Origin of the sequence: Streptomyces sp. H27-C3 (assembly GCF_030063415.1) — a bacterium.
In the GTDB taxonomy this organism is placed as follows: Bacteria; Actinomycetota; Actinomycetes; order Streptomycetales; family Streptomycetaceae; genus Streptomyces.
Genome location: NZ_JASITA010000008.1, coordinates 169518 through 190984 on the forward strand (window position 1 = coordinate 169518; position 21467 = coordinate 190984).

Annotated in this window: 18 protein-coding genes and 1 pseudogene; 6 read left to right on the forward strand and 13 right to left on the reverse strand. The window is 69.1% G+C overall.

Annotated elements, in window-relative coordinates:
* Positions 1-79: 79 nt before the first annotated feature.
* Positions 80-2101 (forward strand): Stk1 family PASTA domain-containing Ser/Thr kinase, encoded by a 2022-nt coding sequence (gene pknB / locus QMK30_RS10470; protein WP_283517051.1) that lies wholly within the window; start codon positions 80-82, stop codon positions 2099-2101.
* 87 nt (positions 2102-2188) lie between these two features.
* On the opposite strand, the gene QMK30_RS10475 is transcribed toward pknB, so the two are convergent.
* From QMK30_RS10475 to QMK30_RS10500, 6 genes are all read right to left on the reverse strand, one after another.
* Positions 2189-2929 carry a class E sortase gene (locus tag QMK30_RS10475; RefSeq protein ID WP_283517053.1) on the reverse strand — a complete coding sequence of 247 codons (741 nt, stop codon included), beginning with the start codon at positions 2927-2929 and terminating at the stop codon, positions 2189-2191.
* A 46-nt stretch (positions 2930-2975) separates the two neighbouring features.
* Positions 2976-4325, reverse strand: a complete 1350-nt coding sequence (locus tag QMK30_RS10480; protein ID WP_283517054.1) for a class E sortase — start codon at positions 4323-4325, stop codon at positions 2976-2978.
* Entirely contained in the window at positions 4322-4999 is a 678-nt protein-coding gene (locus tag QMK30_RS10485) for an aminodeoxychorismate/anthranilate synthase component II (protein ID WP_283517056.1), read from the reverse strand. The genes QMK30_RS10480 and QMK30_RS10485 overlap by 4 nt, the downstream gene beginning before the upstream one ends.
* Positions 4996-5166, reverse strand: a complete 171-nt coding sequence (locus QMK30_RS10490) for a hypothetical protein (RefSeq protein WP_283517057.1) — start codon at positions 5164-5166, stop codon at positions 4996-4998. Before QMK30_RS10490 ends, QMK30_RS10485 begins: the two co-directional genes overlap by 4 nt.
* A 220-nt stretch (positions 5167-5386) precedes the next feature.
* The gene (locus QMK30_RS10495) at positions 5387-6091 is read right to left on the reverse strand and encodes a class E sortase (RefSeq protein WP_283517058.1); all 705 of its coding nucleotides are present in this window, start codon (positions 6089-6091) and stop codon (positions 5387-5389) included.
* Positions 6092-6117: 26 nt separating this feature from the next.
* The gene (locus QMK30_RS10500; protein WP_283517059.1) at positions 6118-6897 is read right to left on the reverse strand and encodes a DUF881 domain-containing protein; all 780 of its coding nucleotides are present in this window, start codon (positions 6895-6897) and stop codon (positions 6118-6120) included.
* 140 nt (positions 6898-7037) lie between these two features.
* On the opposite strand from QMK30_RS10500, the gene crgA reads away from it, so the two are divergent.
* Entirely contained in the window at positions 7038-7295 is a 258-nt protein-coding gene (gene crgA / locus QMK30_RS10505; RefSeq protein WP_283517061.1) for a cell division protein CrgA, read from the forward strand.
* A gap of 276 nt (positions 7296-7571) precedes the next feature.
* On the opposite strand, the gene QMK30_RS10510 is transcribed toward crgA, so the two are convergent.
* Positions 7572-8468: a rhomboid family intramembrane serine protease gene (locus QMK30_RS10510; RefSeq protein WP_283517062.1), complete on the reverse strand. Its 897-nt coding sequence runs from the start codon at positions 8466-8468 to the stop codon at positions 7572-7574.
* Between the two features lie 151 nt (positions 8469-8619).
* On the reverse strand, positions 8620-9147 hold the full coding sequence (locus tag QMK30_RS10515; RefSeq protein ID WP_283517157.1) for a peptidylprolyl isomerase: 528 nt from the start codon (positions 9145-9147) through the stop codon (positions 8620-8622).
* 272 nt (positions 9148-9419) lie between these two features.
* Here QMK30_RS10515 and QMK30_RS10520 point away from each other — a divergent pair, with 272 nt between their 5' ends.
* The 3 genes and pseudogenes from QMK30_RS10520 (at position 9420) to ppk2 (ending at position 11518) form a co-directional block, all read left to right on the forward strand.
* Entirely contained in the window at positions 9420-10124 is a 705-nt protein-coding gene (locus tag QMK30_RS10520) for a DUF5324 family protein (RefSeq protein WP_283517064.1), read from the forward strand.
* Positions 10125-10331: 207 nt separating this feature from the next.
* Positions 10332-10442: pseudogene (locus QMK30_RS10525) on the forward strand (DNA-binding response regulator); the annotation flags it as partial.
* A 104-nt stretch (positions 10443-10546) separates the two neighbouring features.
* Positions 10547-11518: a polyphosphate kinase 2 gene (ppk2, locus tag QMK30_RS10530; protein WP_283517065.1), complete on the forward strand. Its 972-nt coding sequence runs from the start codon at positions 10547-10549 to the stop codon at positions 11516-11518.
* Between the two features lie 97 nt (positions 11519-11615).
* Here ppk2 and QMK30_RS10535 read toward each other — a convergent pair whose 3' ends face one another.
* The 5 genes from QMK30_RS10535 to QMK30_RS10555 form a co-directional block, all read right to left on the reverse strand.
* Positions 11616-11795 carry a CsbD family protein gene (locus QMK30_RS10535; protein WP_283517158.1) on the reverse strand — a complete coding sequence of 60 codons (180 nt, stop codon included), beginning with the start codon at positions 11793-11795 and terminating at the stop codon, positions 11616-11618.
* 108 nt (positions 11796-11903) lie between these two features.
* A complete protein-coding gene (locus QMK30_RS10540) occupies positions 11904-14456 on the reverse strand; it encodes a SpoIIE family protein phosphatase (RefSeq protein ID WP_283517066.1) in 2553 nt (850 codons plus the stop codon).
* Positions 14457-14470: 14 nt separating this feature from the next.
* Positions 14471-18775, reverse strand: coding sequence for a HAMP domain-containing hybrid sensor histidine kinase/response regulator (locus tag QMK30_RS10545; protein WP_283517067.1), 4305 nt, complete (start codon positions 18773-18775; stop codon positions 14471-14473).
* Positions 18776-18994: 219 nt separating this feature from the next.
* Entirely contained in the window at positions 18995-19963 is a 969-nt protein-coding gene (locus QMK30_RS10550) for an anti-sigma factor RsbA family regulatory protein (RefSeq protein WP_283517069.1), read from the reverse strand.
* Positions 19960-20241, reverse strand: a complete 282-nt coding sequence (locus QMK30_RS10555; RefSeq protein ID WP_502963115.1) for an STAS domain-containing protein — start codon at positions 20239-20241, stop codon at positions 19960-19962. Before QMK30_RS10555 ends, QMK30_RS10550 begins: the two co-directional genes overlap by 4 nt.
* A 297-nt stretch (positions 20242-20538) precedes the next feature.
* Here QMK30_RS10555 and QMK30_RS10560 point away from each other — a divergent pair, with 297 nt between their 5' ends.
* Positions 20539-21435, forward strand: coding sequence for an RNA polymerase sigma factor SigF (locus tag QMK30_RS10560; RefSeq protein ID WP_502963111.1), 897 nt, complete (start codon positions 20539-20541; stop codon positions 21433-21435).
* Positions 21436-21467: the final 32 nt, after the last annotated feature.

A 21467-nucleotide genomic window follows, 5' to 3' on the forward strand; every position in this document is an offset into this window, starting at 1 on the left:
CGGTACCGTATCCGCGAGCAGCACACCGCCGGACCGCACACCGGTGCGGTCGGGACAGACGGAGAGGGCTGGATTACCTATGGATGAGCCGCGTCGCCTCGGCGGCCGGTACGAGCTGGGCTCGGTGCTCGGCCGTGGTGGCATGGCCGAGGTTCACCTCGCACACGACACCCGGCTCGGCCGCACCGTTGCAGTGAAGACGCTGCGGGTGGATCTCGCCCGCGACCCGTCCTTCCAGGCCCGGTTCCGCCGTGAGGCCCAGTCGGCCGCCTCGCTCAACCACCCGGCAATCGTCGCGGTCTACGACACCGGCGAGGATTACGTCGACAACGTCTCCATCCCGTACATCGTGATGGAGTACGTCGACGGATCGACGCTGCGTGAGCTTCTGCACTCCGGGCGCAAACTGCTGCCCGAGCGCACCCTGGAAATGACCGTGGGCATCCTCCAGGCGCTCGAGTACTCGCACCGCGCCCAGATCGTGCACCGCGACATCAAGCCGGCCAACGTCATGCTGACGCGCACCGGCCAGGTCAAGGTCATGGACTTCGGCATCGCCCGCGCCATGGGCGACTCCGGCATGACGATGACCCAGACGTCCGCCGTCATCGGCACCGCCCAGTACCTCTCGCCCGAGCAGGCCAAGGGCGAGCAGGTCGACGCGCGCTCCGACCTGTACTCGACCGGCTGCCTGCTCTACGAGCTGCTGACGGTCCGCCCGCCCTTCATCGGGGACTCACCCGTCGCGGTCGCCTACCAGCACGTTCGGGAGGAGCCGCAGACCCCGAGCAACTTCGACCCCGAGATCACGCCCGAAATGGACGCGATCGTGCTGAAGGCGCTCGTCAAGGACCCCGACTACCGCTATCAGTCGGCCGACGAGATGCGCGCCGACATCGAGGCGTGTCTCGACGGCCAGCCGGTCGCGGCCACGGCCTCGGTCGGCGCGGTCGGCTACGGCGGCTACCCGAACGACCGGCCGACCACGGCGATGCACCCCAGCGACTCCGGTGCGGGCGCCACATCGATGCTGCCGCCGATCAACCCGGACGACGGCGGCTACGGCTACGACGACCGTCCGGACCGCCGCCGGCAGCAGCCGAAGAAGAGCAATACCTCGACGATCCTGCTGATCGTGGCGGGCGTCCTGGTGCTCGTCGGCGCGATCCTGATCGGCAAGGCGTTCTTCGGCGACAACGCGGGCAGCACCAAGGACTCGACCGTGCCGCAGCTGATCGGCGAGAGGCTCAACGACGCCAAGGGGATCGCGGCCAACGCCGACCTCACGGTCCAGGTGTCCAAGAGCGAGGAGTGCGAGGACCAGCCCAAGGGCAAGATCTGCAGCCAGAGCCCGGACGCCGGCCAGGAGGTCGCGCCCAACACGGCCGTCTCGGTCGTCGTGTCCACCGGCGCTCCGAAGATCGAGGTCCCGGACGTCGAGGAGAAGTCGAAGGACAGCGCGACGGAGATCCTGGACAACAAGGGCTTCAAGGTGGAGACCAAGTCGGTCGAGTCCGAGGAAGAGGCCGGCACGGTCATCAACCAGGACCCGAAGGGCGGCTCCAAGGCCGAGAACGGCTCCACGGTCACCCTCTCCATCGCGAAGACCTCGAAGGCCGACGTCCCGGACGTCACCGGCCAGGGCTTCGACGCGGCCAAGAAGCAGCTCACGGACCTCGGCTTCGTGGTGGCCCGGGTGGACGAGGAGTCCGATTCCACGGCCGACTCGGTCATCAAGCAGGACCCGGTGGGCAACAGCCAGACGGACAAGGGCGGCACTATCACCCTGACCGTCGCCAAGGCTCCCCCGGCGCCGGAGCAGGTCGCGGTGCCCGCCGTGGTCGGCCAGCAGCTCAAGGACGCCCGCAAGGCGATCGAGGACGCGGGCCTGACCGTCGGCGCCATCAGCGGCCCGCAGGAGGACAAGGCGCTCGTCGCCCTCGCGCAGCCCGCGATCGGCACCCAGGTGCCCAAGGGCACCGCCATCGCCCTCACCACCGCCCTGGGCGGCGGCCAGGACAACGGTGGCCAGGACAACGGCGGGCAGGACAACGGCGGCTTCATCGGCGGCGCCTTCGGCCGTAACGGGGACGACGACTAGCCCGTAGCCGCACGCACGACACGCACAGCACGCGCCACACACGGAGGGCCCGCGTCCCGCAAGGGGCGGATCGGCCGGGTCCGGGGATCAGCCCAGTTCCGGGGGCGGAGTGCGGTCGGCGTCGACCTTCTCCGTACGCTCCAGCTCGCCCCACACGATGTACCGGTACTGCGAGGTGTAGACCGGCGTACACGTCGTCAGGGTGATGTAGCGCCCCGGCTTCCTCTTCCCCGACTCCTCGGGGACCGCGTCGAGCACGTCCACGTTGTACTTCGAGGTCTGCGACAGCTTCTTGTAGACCTTGTAGACGTACCAGGTGTCCTTCGTCTCGAAGACGACCGCGTCGCCGTCCTCGAGCTTGTCGATGTTGTGGAACTTCGCGCCGTGCCCGTCGCGGTGCGCCGCCAGCGAGAAGTTGCCCTGCTTGTCGGACGGCAGCGCGGACTTGACCGGGGCCGTGTAGTACCCGGCGACACCCCGGTTGAGGCCCTTGGAGTCGGTGCCCTTCCTGACCAGGATCTCGCCGCTCTTCATCGCGGGCACGTGCAGGAAGCCGATGCCGTCCTTGGTGTCGAGGGCGCCGGGGCCACCGGCCCAGCGGTCGCGCACCTCGTTGCCCCGCTGGTTCGCCTCGCGGTCCGCGAGCACGTTCGTCCACCACAGCGAGTACACGACGAACAGACCGAGCACGACGCCCGCGGTGATCATCAGCTCACCGAAGAGGCTGACGGCGCCCGCGATACGTCCGCGCGCCCTCCGCCCCGCCGCGGGCGCCGACGCGGGCGCGGGTGCGCCGGTCTGCTCGTCCTGCTCCGTCTTGGCTGCCACCGCGCTCGACCCCGTCCTGAATGCTTCCCCTTCGACCGGCGCGGTCTCAGCCGACGAGTGCGTCGGGCCGGCCCTTGCTGCGCGGTCGTTCGTCGACCATCTTGCCCCACACGATCATTCGGTACGTACTTGTGAATTCCGGCGTACAGGTCGTCAGAGTCACGTACCGGCCGGGCCCGGTGAACCCCGAACCCAGCGGCACAGGACGGAGCACCGCCACGTTCCGCGGTGTGGTCTGCGGAAGGATGCTCGCCATCTCGTACGTGTAGTACGTGTCCTGCGTCTCGACGACGATCGCGTCGCCCGGCTTCAGCCTGTTGATGTACCGGAACGGCTCGCCGTGGGTGTTGCGGTGGCCCGCCACCGCGAAATTGCCCTGCTTGTCGGACGGCATCGCCGTCTTGAGCTTGCCCTCCGCGTAGTGGCCGACCATGCCGCGGTCGAGCACGTCGGGCTTGCTGATGCCCTCGGCGACCGGGACCTTCACGTCCAGCTTGGGGATGTGCATGATGGCGAAGCCCTTGCCGGGCTCGAAGGCGCCGGGCCTGCGGCCGTTCGCCCAGTCGCTCTCCAGACTGCTGGCCGTGCCGTTGGCCTGCTGCTGGGCCAGGACGTTCGTCCACCACAGCTGGTAGGTGACGAACAGCAGCATCAGGACGCCGACGGTGATGAACAGCTCACCGAGGAAGCGGCTGGCGACGACGGCCGGACCGTCCTTGCCCGCCCGGACCGCGCGCCTGGCCTCCAGGCGGGAGAGCGGCGCCGGGCCGTCGCCCGCCGCGCGTCCGTGCGCGCCCGGCTCGGCGGGTCTGCGTCCCCGCCCCTTGGCCGCCCTGCGGCGCTCCGCGCGGCCACCGGGGGGCGGCGGCGGGCCTGGTTCGGGCGTCCGCCGGGTGTCGGCGATCAGCAGCCCGACCGTCTCGTCGTCTCGGCCCTCGTGAGCCCCGCGGCCCTCGCGGACCGCATGGGTGGGAGGGGGCATCGGTGCGGAGGCGGATATCCGCTCGGGAGGCATCGGCCCGGGAGCCGGTACGGGCATCGGCGCCGGCATCGGCGCCGGCTGTTGCCGGCCGTACCAGTCGCGCCGGTAGCCCTCGGGGTCGTACCACTCCTGAGGCTCGTGATACGGCTGCTGCTGAGGCTGCTGGTGTTGCCGTGACTGCTGCGGTTCGGGCTGAAGGGGACAGGAGGGGGCCTGAGGGCCCTGCTGCGGCGCCATTGGCGCGGTCGAGGACTGGAACCACGGCGAGCCCTCCCCGCCCGGCAGCGGGTCGTTCAGCGGATCCGCGAGCCGGTCCACCGCCGCCTCGAACTCGGCCGCCGCCCCGGCCTCGTACGCGACTTGCTCGTACGGACCCTCCTGGCCTGCGTCGTGTTCGGGGCGGAGCTCCGTCACGCGACGGCCTTGCCCTTCCCCGAGCTCTCAGCTTTGTTCGAGCAGTGGAGACCCCATCCCGGCGCGAGCCCGGCCGATCGCTCCACCGCGCCCGGATCGCCGCACTGCGCAAGCCAGTTGGCCAGCATCAGATGCCCGTGTTCGGTCAGCACCGACTCGGGGTGGAACTGCACACCCTCCACCGGCAGGTCCCGGTGCCGCACGCCCATGATGATGCCGTCGGCCGTCCGCGCGGTGACCTCGAACTCGGCGGGCAGCGACCCGGGCTCCGCCGCCAGCGAGTGGTAGCGCGTCGCGGTGAACGGCGAGGGCAGCCCGGCGAAGACGCCCACGCCCTCGTGCGTCACCGCGGACGTCTTGCCGTGCAGCAGCTCGGGTGCCCGGCCCACCACACCGCCGTACGCCACCGCCATCGACTGCATGCCCAGACAGACGCCGAAGACCGGCACTCCCGTCGCCGCGCAGTGGCGCACCATGTCGACGCACACACCGGCCTGCTCGGGCGCCCCGGGTCCCGGCGAGAGCAGCACGCCGTCGAAGCCGTCCTGGGCGTGGCTCAGCTCGACCTCGTCGTTGCGCAGCACCTCGCACTCGGCGCCCAGCTGGTACAGGTACTGGACCAGGTTGAAGACGAAGCTGTCGTAGTTGTCGACGACGAGGATGCGCGCGCTCACGGGCCCGACCCTCCGTCGACCGTCACATCGTTGAACGGGAGCAGCGGCTCCGCCCACGGAAAGACGTACTGGAACAGCGCATAGACGACCGCGAGGATCAGTACAAAGGCGACGAACGCCCGCACCCATACGTTGCCCGGCAGATGCCGCCAGATCCAGCCGTACATGCTGTCCCTTCCGTTCGGTCCGGGACCCAGAGTAACGACCTCGGGGGCAATGGGGCGTGGATCAGCGAGTGGCGTCCTGCGGCTTCGCGTCCAAGGCGGAGGAGGGAGGCGACGCGGAGCGTCGTCGGCCGACGACAACGCCGGAGGCGGAGTCGCGGGACATCGGGAGCCCGCGCTATCGCCCCCGAGGTCGTAAAGGGCGGCGGCCGTGGCTTGTGGGTCAGCGGCGCAAAGCGGGCGGCTCGCCCTTCTCGACGGGCTGGGTGGCGTCCAGGTGCGCCCACACGATCAGCCGGTGGCTGCTGCCCCATTCCGGGTCGCACGTCGTCAGGGTCAGATAGCGCCCAGGACCGACGAAATCGATCGCGTTCCGCACCAGCGGGCGCGGCACCGGGTCGATCACACCGGTGTCGCCCGGCACGGTCAGGTAGGGCTTGTTGTCGATGCGGTACGTGAACCAGGTCGCCCCGTCGGTCAGCACTACGGCGTCGCCCGGCCGCAGCTTCGGGAAGTCCTTGAAGGGGTCGCCGTAGGTGCGGCGGTGACCGGCGACGGAGAAGTTCCCCTTCTGCCCGAGCCGCGCGGTCCCCGCGTAGTGGCCGAGCCCCTTCTTCAGGGTCTTCACCTTCGTGCCCTCCAGGACCGGCCAGTCCCAGCCCTTGCCGAGCCGCGGCACGTACATCACCGCGAAGGGTTTGCCCGGCCGGTACGCCGCGGGGTCGGGCGGCGAGCCCTGCACGGGCGCCGAGCGGTCCGGGACGGCGCCCTGCGCCCACTGGTCCTGGAGCTGGTCGATCTGCCCGTCGCTCGCGTCGGCGGCCTTCACGCCGGTCCAGAACATCACGTACACCACGAAAAGGACGATCACCGTGCCGATGGTGATGGACAGTTCGCTGAAGGTCCTGACGACCAGTCGCACCGACACCGGCTCCCCCAAGCACTACCCGCCGGTCACCCGACGGGACTCGCGTAGTGGAGATCCACTGTGCCCGAGTAGCCGGGCAGAGTCATCGCCTCGTGTTCGTCAACTTTCCACCCGAGCCCGTACGCCTTCACGTACAGCTGGTAATTCTGAATCGCCGTGGAGGCCGTGAGCGCGCGCTGGAGCCGGTCCGGGTCGCCGACGGCCGTGACCTTGTACGGCGGCGAGTAGACGCGGCCCTGGAGGATCAGGGTGTTCCCGACGCAGCGCACGGCGCTGGTCGAGATCAGCCGCTGGTCCATGACCCTGATCCCCTCGGCGCCGCCCTGCCAGAGCGCGTTGACGACGGCCTGCAGGTCTTGCTGGTGAATGACCAGGTCATTGGGTTGCGGCTCGGGGTAGCCCGGGTTGGCGGTGGCGTTCGGCGGGGCGTCGTCGAGCGTGACGGTGAGGGCCTCGCCGGAGAGCTTCTTGGTGCCGGCCGACTGCTCCAGCGCCTTGAGCTTGGCGTCCTCGGCCTTGGTGCTGCCGTCGTCGCGCTGCGCGAGGGCGTCGACGTCCCCGCGGACGGCCGCGGTGGACTCCTCAAGCGTCGCGTTGTTGCGGCTGCGCTGCTGGATGAGGTCGGACAACTTCAGCAGGGAGTCGTCCGTGCGGATGTTGGTGCCCTTGGCCGTGTTGAAGCTGGTGACGAAGATGAGACCCGCGAGAGCGAAAACGGCAGCGGTCAGAAGCCTGACCGGCCGCAGGGCAGGGCGTCGGACCGGACGCCTAGCCGGCTCGGTGGGGGAGTCGGCAGAATTGCTCAACGTACCCTTATCTCCTTCTACGCCGCGGAAGCACTACGCTAACGGACGCCCGGGGGAGGCAGTGTTCCCGCAGCTCCCGCCCCAGGCACCAGCCACAGTTCCCTGCGCGGTAACGCAGCGCATCGACAGGAGAGTCCCTCGTGCCGAAGTCACGTATCCGCAAGAAGGCAGAATTCGCGACGCCTTCCGCCTCGAAGCAGGCAACGAGCATCAAGCTGACGAACCGCAGCTGGGTCGCCCCGATCATGTTGGCGTTCTTCCTGATCGGGCTCGCCTGGATCGTGGTCTTCTACGTGACCGAGGGCGATCTCCCGATCAAGAGCTTCGGCAACTGGAACATCGTGGTCGGCTTCGGCTTCATCGCCGCCGGCTTCGGTGTCTCCACGCAGTGGAAGTAGCGCGTTCCAGGCCCCTCGCGGCCCGGTTCCGCAAGCCTTGACCAGAGGTTATCCACAGCGTTGTCCACACAGGTGGAAAAGGTCGGAAGATCTGTGGATAACTTCCAGGGTGTTGACACCGGTATGACCGGCCAGGCCCCCTGGGTGACACGGCCCGCCCCTTGCCCTTACTGGGAAAACTCAGTTCAGCGACAAGGGGCACAGCTGTTCCCCACAAGATGCACAAGATCCGCCACTCGCTGTGGACAACTGGGCGACAACCGGTGTGGAAATCGTTCAGGAGAGCGCGGCGGTGCGGACCAGCACCACGCCGAGAACGACGACCAGCACCAGGGCGCAGGTGCCCCACTGCACCAGGGCCCGATACTTGCGCGGCGCGTGCACCAGACCGATCGCCAGGGCGACCCCGGCGACCAGGCCGCCGATGTGCGCCTCCCAGGCGATCCCGCTCCACGTGAAGGTGAAGAGCAGGTTCAGCGCGAGGAGCACCAGGACCGGCTTCATGTCGTAATTCATCCGTCGCATCAGCACGGTCGTGGCGCCCAGCAGCCCGAAAATCGCGCCGGACGCGCCGAGGGACGGCTGATTCGGTGCGGCGACGAGATAGGTGAGCGCGCTGCCGGCCAGGCCCGAGAGCAGATAGAGCGCCAGGAAGCGGGTGCGGCCAAGCGCTGCCTCCAGCGGGGCGCCGAGCCACCACAGGCCCAGCATGTTGAACCCGATGTGCCAGATCTCCTGGTGCAGGAACATCGCGGTGACCAGCCGGTACCACTGGCCGTCCGCGACCCCCACCACCTCGTTGACCTGAGGGTTGTAGGCGAGGCCGATGAGGTCGAGATCGCCGACGAGCCGGCTCCCGGTCGCCATCACCGCGATGAAGAGGGCCACATTGATGGCCAGCAACACCTTGGTGACCAGGCGCGGGTCCGCCGCGATCGTCCCGCCCGCCAGCGTGCGCGGCTGGTTCGCGGTCGGGGAGTGGCCCGTACCCGACCCCTCGCGGACACAGTCGGGACACTGGAAGCCGACCGAGGCGTCGACCATGCACTCCGGGCAGATGGGGCGCTCACAGCGGGTGCACCGGATGCCCGTCTCGCGACCCGGGTGCCGGTAGCAGGTCGGCGGGCCGCCGGTGGCGGCGCTCTGGTCCGGGTTTCCTGGCGGCTGGTCCATCGGTCCCCTTGAAACTGGTGCCTGTCGGCTCGGTGCCCAGTGGCGGTACGGCCCGCCGCACGGCTCAATGCACCACGCCCCGCCTATCCACTACGGACGGGCGGGGCGGGATGGTTCCCGTAAAGGCGTGCGGTCGTCGGACGAGCGGCCGTCAGCGGGTCTCGACGACGACCGTCTCGATGACGATGTCGGAGACCGGACGGTCGGTGCGCGGGTTGGTCGGCGCGGCGATGATGCCGTCCACGACCTTCTGGCTGGCCGGGTCCGTGATCTCACCGAAAATGGTGTGCTTGCGGGTCAGCCAGGCCGTCGGCGACACCGTGATGAAGAACTGCGAGCCGTTGGTGCCCGGACCCGCGTTGGCCATCGCCAGCAGGTACGGCTTGTCGAAGGCGAGGTCGGGGTGGAACTCGTCCGCGAACTCGTAACCGGGGCCACCCGTACCGTTGCCCAGCGGGTCACCGCCCTGGATCATGAAGCCGCTGATCACACGGTGGAAGACGGTCCCGTCGTACAGCCGGTCCGTGACCTTCTTGCCGGAGGTCGGGTTCGTCCACTCCCGCTCACCGTTGGCGAGCTCCACGAAGTTCTTGACCGTCTTGGGTGCGTGGTTCGGCAGGAGCCGTACCTGGATGTCGCCCTGGTTGGTCTTCAGGGTGGCGTAAAGCTGCTCGGCCACGGTGCTGCCTTCCTCAAACGTCTGCATTGATATGTCCGATCCTCGCACGGACCGGATTGCGACGAGTAGCGGCGGAACCGGGGCGCTCAGCGGCAAACCGTGGCATTGTCGCTGACAAGCTCCCCTTGCACCGCAATGCCCGAAGTCACCCCGCATGACCCTTTTCATGACCCGGATGCCCGTTCATACGTGCCTCGGAGGCCGCTGACAGGCATGATCTCGAAATGGGCGGAAAGGCGAGTAACCGAACCGCCACCAAGGAGGAGGATCCAGTGACCCGCATCGACAGCGTGCGCGCCGCATCCGAATCGGCCAAGGAGAGCGTGCTGCACGCCGCGGAAGTGGTGGCGCCCTACGCCGGTACGGCCAAGGACCAGGCCACGCATTTTGCGCACGAGACCCGCGTACGGCTCGCGCCCAAAGTGTCGCAAGCAGCACAGCAGGCCAAGGTCCAATACGGAGCACATGTGGCACCGCGGGTGGAGCAGGCCCGCACCCATGTGCCCCCGAAGGTCGACAAGGCCGCGCACCGGGCCGCCGTTCGCACCCGGCACGCCGCCCGACAGGCCGCGGACTACACGGTGCCGCGTGTGGAACACGCGGTGGCCAGCGCCCAGCCCCTTCGCGAGGAGGCCACCGCACGCAGCGCGGCGGCCCTGGCCGCCCTGCGCGGACAGGTCTCGCAGAAGGAGATCAGGAAGCTCGTCAAGAAGCACGAGCGGCGGGCGAGGGCCGGCCGTCTTGCCAAGGGCCTCGCCGTGGTCGGCGTGCTGGCGGGCGGCGCTTTCGCCGCCTGGAAGTGGTGGGACAAGCAGGCCAACCCCGATTGGCTGGTCGAGCCCCCCGCCGCCACCGAGGTTCCCGACCGTGCGCCGCTGACCTCGGTCGACGGCAGTGGTCAGGCACTCGATCCCGAGGTTCAGGCCAAACAGGCCGAAGCCGAGGCCGAGTCGGCGAAGCGCGACAAGAGCACCTGACATACCCAAGTAGTCACGCACTTAAGTAGTCACGTACTCAGCATGAAGAGGCGGGTGCCTGCGGCCACGATTCGTGGCCGCAGGCACCCCCCCCCCCCCCCCCCCTCCGCCGCGTCCCGGAGCGGGCTGGTACGCGGGGCGCAGAATCGGCCGGTTTTCCGGTTCTGCTTCAAGGACGGCAAGCTGATCGAGAAGAAGTCCTAAGGCGAGGCCACCGTGAAGACGTATGTCAGCCGTATCCTGGCGAAGCTGGAGTGCGAGAACAGGGTGCGGGGCGCCTTGCTGGCCCGGGACGCCGAGGAGTTCCTCCGCGAGTAGCGTGATTGGGCGGGCGAAGCACGGGCACTGAGTCTCCGGAAGGCACCGGCCATTCATAAAATTGGGGACCGTGATCACGGTGGCGACTGAGCGGCGACAGACTCATGACTGAGGCCGAGGACAGTTCAGGCAACGGCTCCGACGACAGGACGCTCCTCGAAGGGCTGACGGTCGACGACCGTAACCCCGAGCGGCCCATACTGCTGGACGACGACGGGGGGCCGCTTCAGACCTGGCGGGAGAACCATCCGTACGACCTCAAGATCCGGCGCCAGGAGTACGAGCAGAGCAAGCGGATGCTGCAGATCGAGATGCTCAAGCTGCAGCGATGGGTTCGCGAGACCGGTCAGCGGCTCGTGGTGCTCTGTGAGGGGCGGGACGCGGCCGGCAAGGGCGGCACCATCCAGCGCTTCACCGAGCGGCTCAACCCCCGCGGCGCCCGCGTGGTGGCTCTGGACAAGCCCACCGAACGCGAGAGCGGCCAGTGGTACTTCCAGCGTTACGTCGCCCACCTCCCGGCCGCGGGGGAGATCGCCTTCTTCGACCGCTCCTGGTACAACCGGGCGGGAGTCGAGCGCGTGATGGGCTTCTGCACACCGCCCGAGTGCCGGAACTTCCTCGAACAGACCCCGTTGTTCGAGCAGATGCTGACCGACGACGGCGTCCTGCTGGTGAAGTTCTGGTTCTCGGTCTCCCGCAACGAGCAGCGCACGCGGTTCGCCATCCGTCAGGTCGACCCGGTCAGGCAGTGGAAGCTGTCGCCGACGGATCTCGCCTCGCTGGATCTGTGGGACGCGTACACCGCGGCGAAGGTCGACATGTTCCGGGCCACCGACACCGAGCACGCGCCCTGGACCGTCGTGAAGAACAACGACAAGAGGCGCGGCAGGCTGGAGGCGATGCGCAGCCTGCTGTGGCGCTTCGACTACACCGACAGGGACGACAAGGCGATCGGCAAGCCCGACCCGCTGATCGTCGGCCCGGCGGACACCCTGCTGGAGGCCGGCGAGGGGAACAGCACGCTCTCACCGACCCCGCTGGCCAGGCACCACGACGGCCCCGGCGACCATCCCTGAGCCGGTACGCACGGCGGTACGGACTGGCGCGGTACGGACTGGCTGCGGCCCGGACGGGAGAGTTCCTCCGTCCGGGCCGCAGAAGCAGATCGGTACGTCAGTGCTTGAACGTGTCCTTGATCTTTTCCTTCGCCTGACGCGCGTCACCCTTGGACTGCTCGACCCGGCCTTCGGCCTCAAGGGACTCATTGCCCACGGCCCGGCCTGCGGTTTCCTTGACCTTGCCCTTGACCTGTTCGGTCTTCGCCTTGGACTTTTCGTTCTTCTTGTCAGTCACAACAATCACGCCCTGTCCTGCCGGTGGATGGTGGGGACACTTTTCATGTGACCGCAAAAGCGCCCCCCCAAACGTGCCACTGGAATACGTGCCACCAACATCAGGGCATCACGACACCTGAACGCCGATGAGGCAGGTGTCGTCGTCGGTGTCCGACTTGCTGAGGGAGAGCAGCCGGTCGAGCCGGCGTTCCAGGTCGGGGGCCGGGGCCTTCGCCGCGGCGAGCAGTTGCTCCAGGGAGTCGTGGACCTCCGTGTCCTTGCGTTCCACAAGGCCGTCGGTGTACATCAGCAGCGTGTCGCCCGGCTCCAGCTGAACTTCCGACTCCTCGTACTCCGCCTCGGGAAGAGCGCCCAGCAGGAGCCCGCCGAGCAGCGGGAGAGTGCTGGCGTCCTGCCCCCGCACCAGCACCGGAGGCAGATGGCCCGCCCTGGCCCAGCGCAGCACCCGGGTCTCCGGGTCGAAGAGGCCGCACACCGCGGTGGCGGTGACCTGTTCGGTGAGGTGATGGGCCACGATGTTCAGCCAGGACAGCAGCTGGCCGGGCCCCGCGCCGGTGACGGCGAGACCGCGCATGGCGTTGCGCAGGACCACCATGCTGGTGGCCGCCTCGATTCCGTGGCCGGCGATGTCCCCGACACAGAGCAGCATCCGCTTGGACGGCAGGACGACGGCGTCGTACCAGTCGCCGCCCACCAGCGACTCCGTCTCGGCCGGCCGGTAGCGTACGGCGATCCGCAGGCCGGGGGCGTCGAGCGGGCCCCGGGTCGGCGGCATGATGGCGTGCTGGAGCTGTAGGGTCAGCCGGTTGCGTTCGGCCGACTCCTGCTCGGTCTGCGCGAGTTGGTCACGGGTGGCGGCGAGCGCCACCTCGGTCCACTGCTGGGACGAGATGTCCTGATAGGCGCCGCGTACGGCCAGGAGCCGGTCGTCGGCGTCGAGAACGGGCTCGGCGATGACCCGCATGTGCCGGGTCACTCCGTCGGGACGCGTCAGCCGGAAAGCCGTTGAGGTCGCGCGGCGGTGGTGGAGAACCGCCTGCAGGAAACGGCCGATGACCACGGCGTCGTCCGGGTGCGCGTGCTCACTGAGATCCTGCAGGGACACCGGCTCCGCGGTGGCCAACCGTCCGTACAGGGCGAAGAGTTGACTGTTCCAGGTGATCTCGCCCGTGACGAGGTTCTCCTCGAAACCGCCGATGCGGCCCAGGCGTTGGGCGTGCTGCAGCAGGCTGGCGAGCCTGGCCGTCTCGTCCTCGATGCGCCAGATGAGCAGGATGCTGTCGCCGTGCCGGCTGATGCTGAGATCGGCGACGGACGCGAGAGACACCTGGTCGACGAGGGCGGTCAGCGTCATCCGCCGGGCGCGGAAGGGCTCACCGGTGGCGTAGACGCGTTCGACCTTCTCGAAGAGCTCGCTGTCACCGGCGGCCGTGGGATAGGCCTCCAGCAACAGGGCGCCGTTGATGCTGCTGCGGGGGCGCCCCGCCGGATCCACGAAGTCACTGTTCACATGGCGGATCCGGAAGTCGCTGAGGTGCCCTTCCGCGTCGAGCTGCGGCGTGAGGACCAGCGCGGGGTCGTACAGCCCGTCGGCGAGGTCGACCAGCTCGAAGACATCGGCGGGAACGCGCGCCACTGGGGAGTGGACACCGGGGTCGGAGAGGCCTTCGAGGGTGTGGGCGCACAGCTCGGCCAGGGCTTCGATCTGGCGCGCGACGGCCGGCGGCTGAGGCGTGAGCGGCCGGGGCCAGCAGATCTCCAGTACGCCGTGGATGCGTCCGCCTGTTCCGGCAGGCAGGGCGATACGGCCACCGTCCGGTGTCTGCTTGTGGCCGATGGAGGGAATGCCCTGCTCCGCGAGCGAGGAGAAGTGGACGGTACGTCTCTCACTGAGTGCCTGCCGGGCGACCGTCGCCACACCGGGCGGTACGTACCGCCAGCGTCCCGCTTCGTCGGCGCTGAATCCGGCGTGCCCGCGGAGCGTGAGCGAGGCGTCCGAACTGGCGGTCCAGACGGCGACCGCGGTGGCTCCCAGCGGGGCGAGGGCGTGTTCGAGCAGGGACTCGGCGACGGCCTGGGTGTCCCCGGCGGCCAGCGCGGCGCTCTCGGCGGTGCGCAGGCGTACGGCGACGGACGAGCCGGCGTACCCGTCGTGCGTACCGTCGCCCACCGGGTCACTCGACCCGGTTCCCGAACCGTCTCCGGATCCGGCGCCCGCCCCGTCTTCAGGCCGGTCGCCCGACCCGTCGCTCGCCGCGTCGCCGTTCGTCCGCCGGAAGAAGTCGTCGGCGACCTGGGCGACCTGGTCGCGGGCCGCCTGGTTGATGATGTCCGCGGCCCACTCCACCTGGGACAGGCCCGTCTGTTCGGCGAGTTCCGCGAGCTGACGCGACGCCTGGGCCGGACCGCACCCCAGCCGCTCGATCAGAATGCCCTTGGCGAGTTCGATCAGGGCGCGGCCGTCGGCCGCGGCGTGCGCGGCGCGTACTTCCTCGCGCAGCCGCGCGACCGTGGCGGCGAGGCGTCCGACTGCGGAGTCCTGGCCCGGCACGGCATCCCGGGTCTCCGGGGACCCCGCAGGACCGCGGTCCCGGCGGGGGCGGGGTGCCGGCAGCGCGCTGTCCGCGACAACATCTCCATGGTGTTCAGGAGTGCTCATAGTGCTGCTCACCCCTAGCGGTCGTTCAGCCATCGGCTGACACAGGCGATCAGGTCGTTGGCGTCCACCGGCTTGGTGACGTAGTCGCTCGCCCCGGAGGCGAGACTCTTCTCCCGGTCGCCCGGCATCGCCTTCGCGGTGACCGCGATGATGGGGATACCGGCGTGCTCGGGCATCTGCCGGATCTCGGCGGTGGCCTCGTACCCGTCCATCTCCGGCATCATCACATCCATCAGGATCAGGTCGATGTGCGGATGCCGGGCGAGTGCCTCGATCCCCTTCCGGCCGTTCACGGCGTGCAGGACCTGGATGTCGTGCAGTTCCAGGATGCCGCTGAGGGCGAAGAGGTTGCGGGCGTCGTCGTCGACGACGAGCACGGTACGGCCGCGCAGCCCGGCATCGATGTTGAGCGGCGTCTGCCGGTGCGTCTCCTCGGTCCTGACCAGGGGCACCACCGCGCCCGGCTGCTCGGCGGACAGATGCAGCGCGATGCGTTCGCGCAGCTCGTCGAGGCTGGACAGCAGCTCCAACGGCCGCCTGCGGGCCCGTGACTGGAGTGCCTGCTCGTGCGCCGCGTCCAGGCGCCGGTTGTTGTGCGCGAGCACGGGGACGGACCGCAGCGCGGGGTCGCCGTCCATCGTGTCCAGGAACCGCAGCGCTTCGCCGTCGGCCATGTCCAGCTCCAGCACCACGCAGTGGAACGGCTCGGTGGCCAGGGCGCCGGCGGCCTCCTGCGGGCCCACCGCCGCGATGACCTCGATGTCCTCGCGGGCGGTGAGGTCGTGACCGCCGGTGAGTTCGGCGACGGCGCTCTCGGCGACGAGGGAGAGCAGTCCGCGTGGGCGCTGCTCGATGACGAGGAGGCGGCGCGGTTGCCGTGGCTGCGCGGGCGCGGCGGCCGGGGCCCGCTGCTCGCTCCCCGGCTCATCGCCGTCCTCGCCGGTCCCCGCCGGATGGGCGGTGCCGTCCGGGGTGTGCTCCCTGAAGTCGGCGCGGGCGACGGGCAGATAGAGCGTGAAGGAGCTGCCCTGGCCTGGTGCGCTCTCGGCCGTGAGCGCGCCGCCGAGCAGATGGGCGATCTCACGGCTGATGGACAGCCCCAGACCGGTGCCCCCGTACTTGCGGCTGGTCGTGCCGTCCGCCTGCTGGAACGCCCCGAAGATGGTCTTCAGCTGCTGCTGCGCGATGCCGATCCCGCTGTCCTTGACGCGGAAGGCCACGACGGCGCCGCCGCGGTGGACCACGCCGGGAAGCTCGTTGTCGGCCGCCGGTTCGATACGCAGTTCCACCCGGCCGCGCTCGGTGAACTTCACCGCGTTGGAGAGCAGGTTCCGCAGGACCTGTCGCAGCCGGGAGTCGTCGGTGAGCAGATCCACCGGCACGCCGGGTGCGGTGGTGATCGTGAAGTCGAGGCTCTTCTGCGTGGTCATCGGCCTGAACGTGGCCTCGACGTAGTCCAGGAGCTGGCGCACGGCGACGCGCTCCGGATGGATGTCCATCTTGCCCGCCTCGACCTTGGACAGGTCGAGGATGTCATTGATCAGCTGAAGCAGATCGGACCCCGCCGAGTGGATGATGCCCGCGTACTCGACCTGCTTGGAGGTGAGGTTGCGGTTCGGGTTCTGGGCGAGCAACTGGGCAAGGATCAGCAAGCTGTTGAGCGGGGTCCGCAGTTCGTGGCTCATGTTGGCCAGGAACTCCGACTTGTACTTGGACGCCAGCGACAGCTGCTGGGCGCGGTCCTCCAGCTCCTGCCGCGCCTGCTCGATCTCCAGGTTCTTGCCCTCGATGTCGCTGTTCTGGGCGGCCAGCAGCGCGGCCTTCTCCTCCAACTCCGCGTTGGAACGCTGGAGTTCTTCCTGCTGGTCCTGCAACTCTCCAGAGCGGGACTGGAGTTCTTCAGCGAGCCGCTGTGATTCGTCGAGCAGTTCATCGGTGCGGGCGTTGGCCACGATGGTGTTGACGTTGACGCCCACCATCTCCATGAGCTGTTCCAGGAAGTCCCGGTGGACGGCGGTGAACGCCGTGAACGAGGCCAGCTCGATGACGCCGAGCACCTGGTCGTCGACGACGATCGGCAGCACGATCAGGCTGCCGGGTGTCGTCCGGCCGAGCCCCGACGAGATGGACACATAGTCGCCGGGCACGCCGTCGGCGGCGATGGTCCGGCGGCTGCGTGCCGCCTGGCCCACCAGGGATTCCCCCAGCTTGAAGCGCTGGGGTCCGGTGCTTCCCGCAGGGCGCCCGTACGAGCCGACGAGCCTGAGCTCGGTGCCGTCCAGGGTCTCTTCCGCGAGGTAGAAGGCGCCGTACTGGGCGGAGACGAGCGGGGTGAGCTCGTCCATGACCAGCTCACCGACCACGGCCAGATCGCGGTGGCCCTGCATCAGGCCTGAGATCCGGGCCAGGTTGGACTTCAGCCAGTCCTGTTCCTGGTTGGCCCGGGTTGTCTCGCGCAGCGAGCCGACCATCGAGTTGATGTTGTCCTTCAGCTCCGCGACCTCGCCGGAGGCGTCGACGGTGATGGACCGCGTCAGGTCGCCCTCGGCGACGGCGCTGGCGACTTCGGCGATGGCCCGCACCTGGCGGGTGAGGTTGCCCGCCAGCTCGTTCACGTTCTCGGTGAGGCGCTTCCAGGTGCCGGACACGCCCTCGACCTCGGCCTGACCGCCGAGGCGGCCCTCGCTGCCCACCTCGCGGGCCACGCGGGTGACTTCGGCGGCGAACGCGGACAGCTGGTCGACCATCGTGTTGATGGTGGTCTTCAGCTCCAGGATCTCGCCGCGGGCGTCGACGTCGATCTTCTTCGACAGGTCCCCGTTGGCGACGGCGGTGGTGACCAGGGCGATGTTGCGGACCTGCCCGGTCAGGTTGTTCGCCATGGAGTTGACGTTGTCGGTGAGGTCCTTCCAGGTGCCGGCGACGTTCGGCACCCGCGCCTGACCGCCGAGCCGCCCCTCGGTGCCGACCTCGCGCGCGACGCGGGTCACCTCGTCGGCGAACGCGGACAGGGTGTCGACCATCGTGTTGATGACCTCGGCCAGCGCGGCGACCTCGCCCTTCGCCTCGACGGTGATCTTGCGTGAAAGGTCGCCGCGCGCCACGGCGTTGGCGACGTCGGCGATGGAACGCACCTGGCCCGTCAGGTTGGAGGCCATCACATTGACGTTGTCGGTGAGGTCCTTCCAGGTGCCGGAGGCGCCCCGGACCGTCGCCTGACCGCCGAGGTTGCCCTCGGTGCCCACTTCGCGGGCGACGCGGGTGACCTCATCGGCGAACGCGGACAGCTGGTCGACCATCGTGTTGATGGTCTCCTTCAGCTCCAGGATCTCCCCGCGCGCGTCCACCCGGATCTTCTGGGTGAGGTCTCCCTGCGCGACGGCCGTGGTGACCTCGGCGATGGAACGCACCTGCGCCGTCAGGTTGTCGCCCATGACATTGACCGACTCGGTGAGGTCCTTCCAGGTACCGGAGACGCCCTTGACGTCGGCCTGACCGCCGAGCCGTCCCTCCGTACCGACCTCACGGGCCACCCGGGTGACCTCGTCGGCGAACGCGGACAGCTGGTCGACCATCGTGTTGATGGTCTCCTTCAGCTCCAGGATCTCCCCGCGCGCGTCCACGTCGATCTTCTGCGACAGATCGCCCTGGGCGACCGCCGTGGCGACCTGCGCGATGGAGCGCACCTGCGCGGTCAGGTTGCCCGCCATGAAGTTCACGGAGTCGGTCAGGTCGCGCCAGGTGCCGGAGACGCCCTTGACGTCGGCCTGGCCGCCGAGCCGTCCGTCGGTGCCCACTTCGCGGGCGACGCGGGTGACCTCATCGGCGAACGCGGACAGCTGGTCGACCATCGTGTTGATGGTCTCCTTCAGCTCCAGGATCTCGCCCCGGGCGTCCACGTCGATCTTCTGCGACAGATCGCCGCGGGCGACGGCCGTCGCCACATGGGCGATGTCGCGGACCTGGGTGGTGAGATTGCCCGCCATCGCGTTCACCGAGTCGGTGAGGTCCGCCCAGGTGCCGGAGACCCCCGGAACCTCGGCCTGGCCGCCCAGCGTTCCTTCGGTGCCGACCTCGCGCGCGACCCGGGTCACCTCGGACGTGAACAGTGACAGCTGATCGACCATGCCGTTGAACACGGTGGCGATCTCGCCGAGCAGCCCGTCCGTCTCATCGGGCAGCCGCGTGCCGAAGTCCCCGTCACGCACCGCGGTGAGTCCGTCGAGCAACTGCCGAAGTTCCGGCTCCCCCACCTTGGCGGTTCCCCGCGACCGTGCCCGCTGTACTGGACGCGAGTTCTCGACTGTCGTCTCAGCCATGCCCATCCTCGTTGCGCTCCCCGGGCGCCCTGCCGAAGACAGGACACCACCACGGCCCGCGAGCGGGGCCGCCCCCTGCACCGTAGAACCACGATCGCGGACCGTCATCCAGTCATGGATCGTTGCCCTACGACAAATGTACGAGGCAGATTACCCCGGCACCCCCTGGAAACGGTACTGAACCCCGAACGGTCCACAGGCGAACCCGCGGAAACCGGGCTAGCGGTTGCCGGAGCGCGGGGGCGTGCGGTCGAGGTAGAACCGGGTGGTGGTCCCGTTCTCCGTCGTGTGGGTGCGCACCAGGTCACTCACATGGTTGACCAGCAGCAGGCCACGACCGCCGGGACGGGTCGGCGGGGGAAGCCGCCGGCCCGCGAGCGGGTCGGTGAGATGGCCCCGGTCGTACACCTCGCACACGACCTGGCCGTCCTCGGCCCAGATACGCAGGGTGCCGGTACCGCCGCCGTGGATCACGCTGTTGGTGGTCAACTCGGCCACCGCCAGGGCCAGATCGTCGAGACGCTCGTCGACCAGCCCCAGGTCGGCGGCCAGCCGGGTCGCGAACGTGCGGACGTCGGGCAGCAGCCGGCCGTCGAAGGCGAAGGCGGGCACCCCCGGCGGCCGCGGAAGCGGCTGGTTGTACGCCGCCACGGTGCGGTCGGGAGCATAGGCCGTACTGGGCCGCTCGACCGCGTCCTCTATGAGCACCGGGTGGGTGGCGTGAGCGTCGGCGAGGACCTGCTCGTCGAGCCGTGTGACGTCGTACGGACACAGGATGGTCGCCGCCCGGTCGCGGAAGGCGTCATTGATCAGCGCCTCGTGCTGGACGCAGGCGGGGTACTCGGCCTGATTGCGGCCGGGCCAGATCGGCTCGCCGATGATCCGCACCCGGCTGCCGGGGTGGGCGTCGGCGAAGGTGCGCAGCACGCGGGGGATGATCCGCCCCGGGTTGCGACCGGCCTGCGCCATGTCGATCATGCGGACCTTCCCGGCCCGGTCGCCGAGCTCGACCGACAGCAGGTCGAGGCGCGGCCGGGGGACGGCGACGGCCACCGGTTCACCCGCGGCCAGTCCGGCGTCGATGAACGGCAGGGTGCCCGCGAGGTAGGTGTCGTCGTCCCGGTAGAAGAGGGCCGGGTGTACGAACGACTCGTCCGTCGCCGTCGCCGGCGCTGCGCCGGTCGTCATCCCGTCACCTCAATCGTCGCCAGGTCCGGCCAGAACATGTCCAACGTCCGCCGCAGCGAGGGCGGCGGGCGCTCGATGACCATCCGCCGGCCGACCCCACGGCTCAGGGCCGTCGCGGCCAGCGTGCTGGCCCCGGCCACATCGACGAAGGTCAGACCGGCCAGGTCCAGATAGACGTCCTCCTGACGGTCGGCCAGGACATCCAGCGCGCTCGCCCATGTCTGGTGTGTGGTCAAGCTGACCTCCCCCGCAGCGCTCAGTCCGGACCGGTTCGCCAGCGGGCGGACCTCAAGCTCGGCCGGGGGCGACGAGTGCGCCTCCCCGGCTGTCGTGCGTGAACGCTTCACCAGACCCCCCGGATGCCGTCACGTTGTCACATCGGCTCATTATCGCCCACGCCCGCACCCGAATGGCCAGGCGCGGGGCACGTCCCGCTCGCCGCCACGGCAGCAGCCTCAGCCGCGAAGGCACGTGATCAAAAAAAGATCGGGAAATGACAGCGGAAAGAGAATGGGGCCGGGATTCGGGGGCACACGCGGTTCGGCAACCTCCCCGACGATCTCAAAGGTGATGACGTGTCCATACCCACGCAGTCCGCAGGGCTGTCCCTCACCTCTGCCGCGTCCTCGGCCGCCGACGAGCGACTGGTCGGTGGACTGCCGTGGATCGAGGACGCCGGGAAGATCGCACCGAAGGACGCCAGGGAGCTGTCGAAGCTCTTCTTCGACCAGTTGCAGGTCCTCGAAGAGGGCACCCACGAGCACCAGTACGCCCGCAACACCCTCATCGAGATGAACCTGTCCCTCGTCCGCTTCGCGGCGAACCGCTTCCGCAGCCGCGGCAACGAGGGCATGGAGGACATCGTCCAGGTCGGCACGATCGGTCTGATCAAGGCCATCGACCGGTTCGACCTGTCCCGCGAGGTCGAGTTCCCCACCTTCGCCATCCCGTACATCATCGGCGAGATCAAGCGGTTCTTCCGTGACACCACCTGGGCCGTCCACGTTCCGCGCCGCCTTCAGGAGCTGCGCGTCGAGCTGGCCAAGGCCAAGGAGCAGCTGGCGGTCACGCTGGACCGCAACCCCACCGTCGCCGAGCTCGGCGCGCACCTGGAGCTGAGCGAGGACGAGGTCATCGAGGGACTGGTGGCGTCCAACGGCTACACGGCCGGCTCGCTCGACGTGTCCGCGGACGGCGGTGACGACGGCCCGGTGAACAAGAGCGGCCGCACATACGCCGACTCCATGGGCGACTACGACCCGGCGATGGAACTGGTCGAGGACTTCCAGACCCTCGCCCCGCTCCTCGGCGCACTCGACGAGCGCCGCCGCAGCATCGTGGAGATGCGCTTCGGTCAGGAAATGACCCAGGCGCAGATCGGCGAGAAGCTCGGAGTCTCACAAATGCAGGTCTCCCGCCTCCTGACCGGCACCCTGGCCACCCTCAGGGCCGGCATGCTCACCGAGGACTGACCTGCCCCCACAGCCGAAAAAGAGGCCCCCGA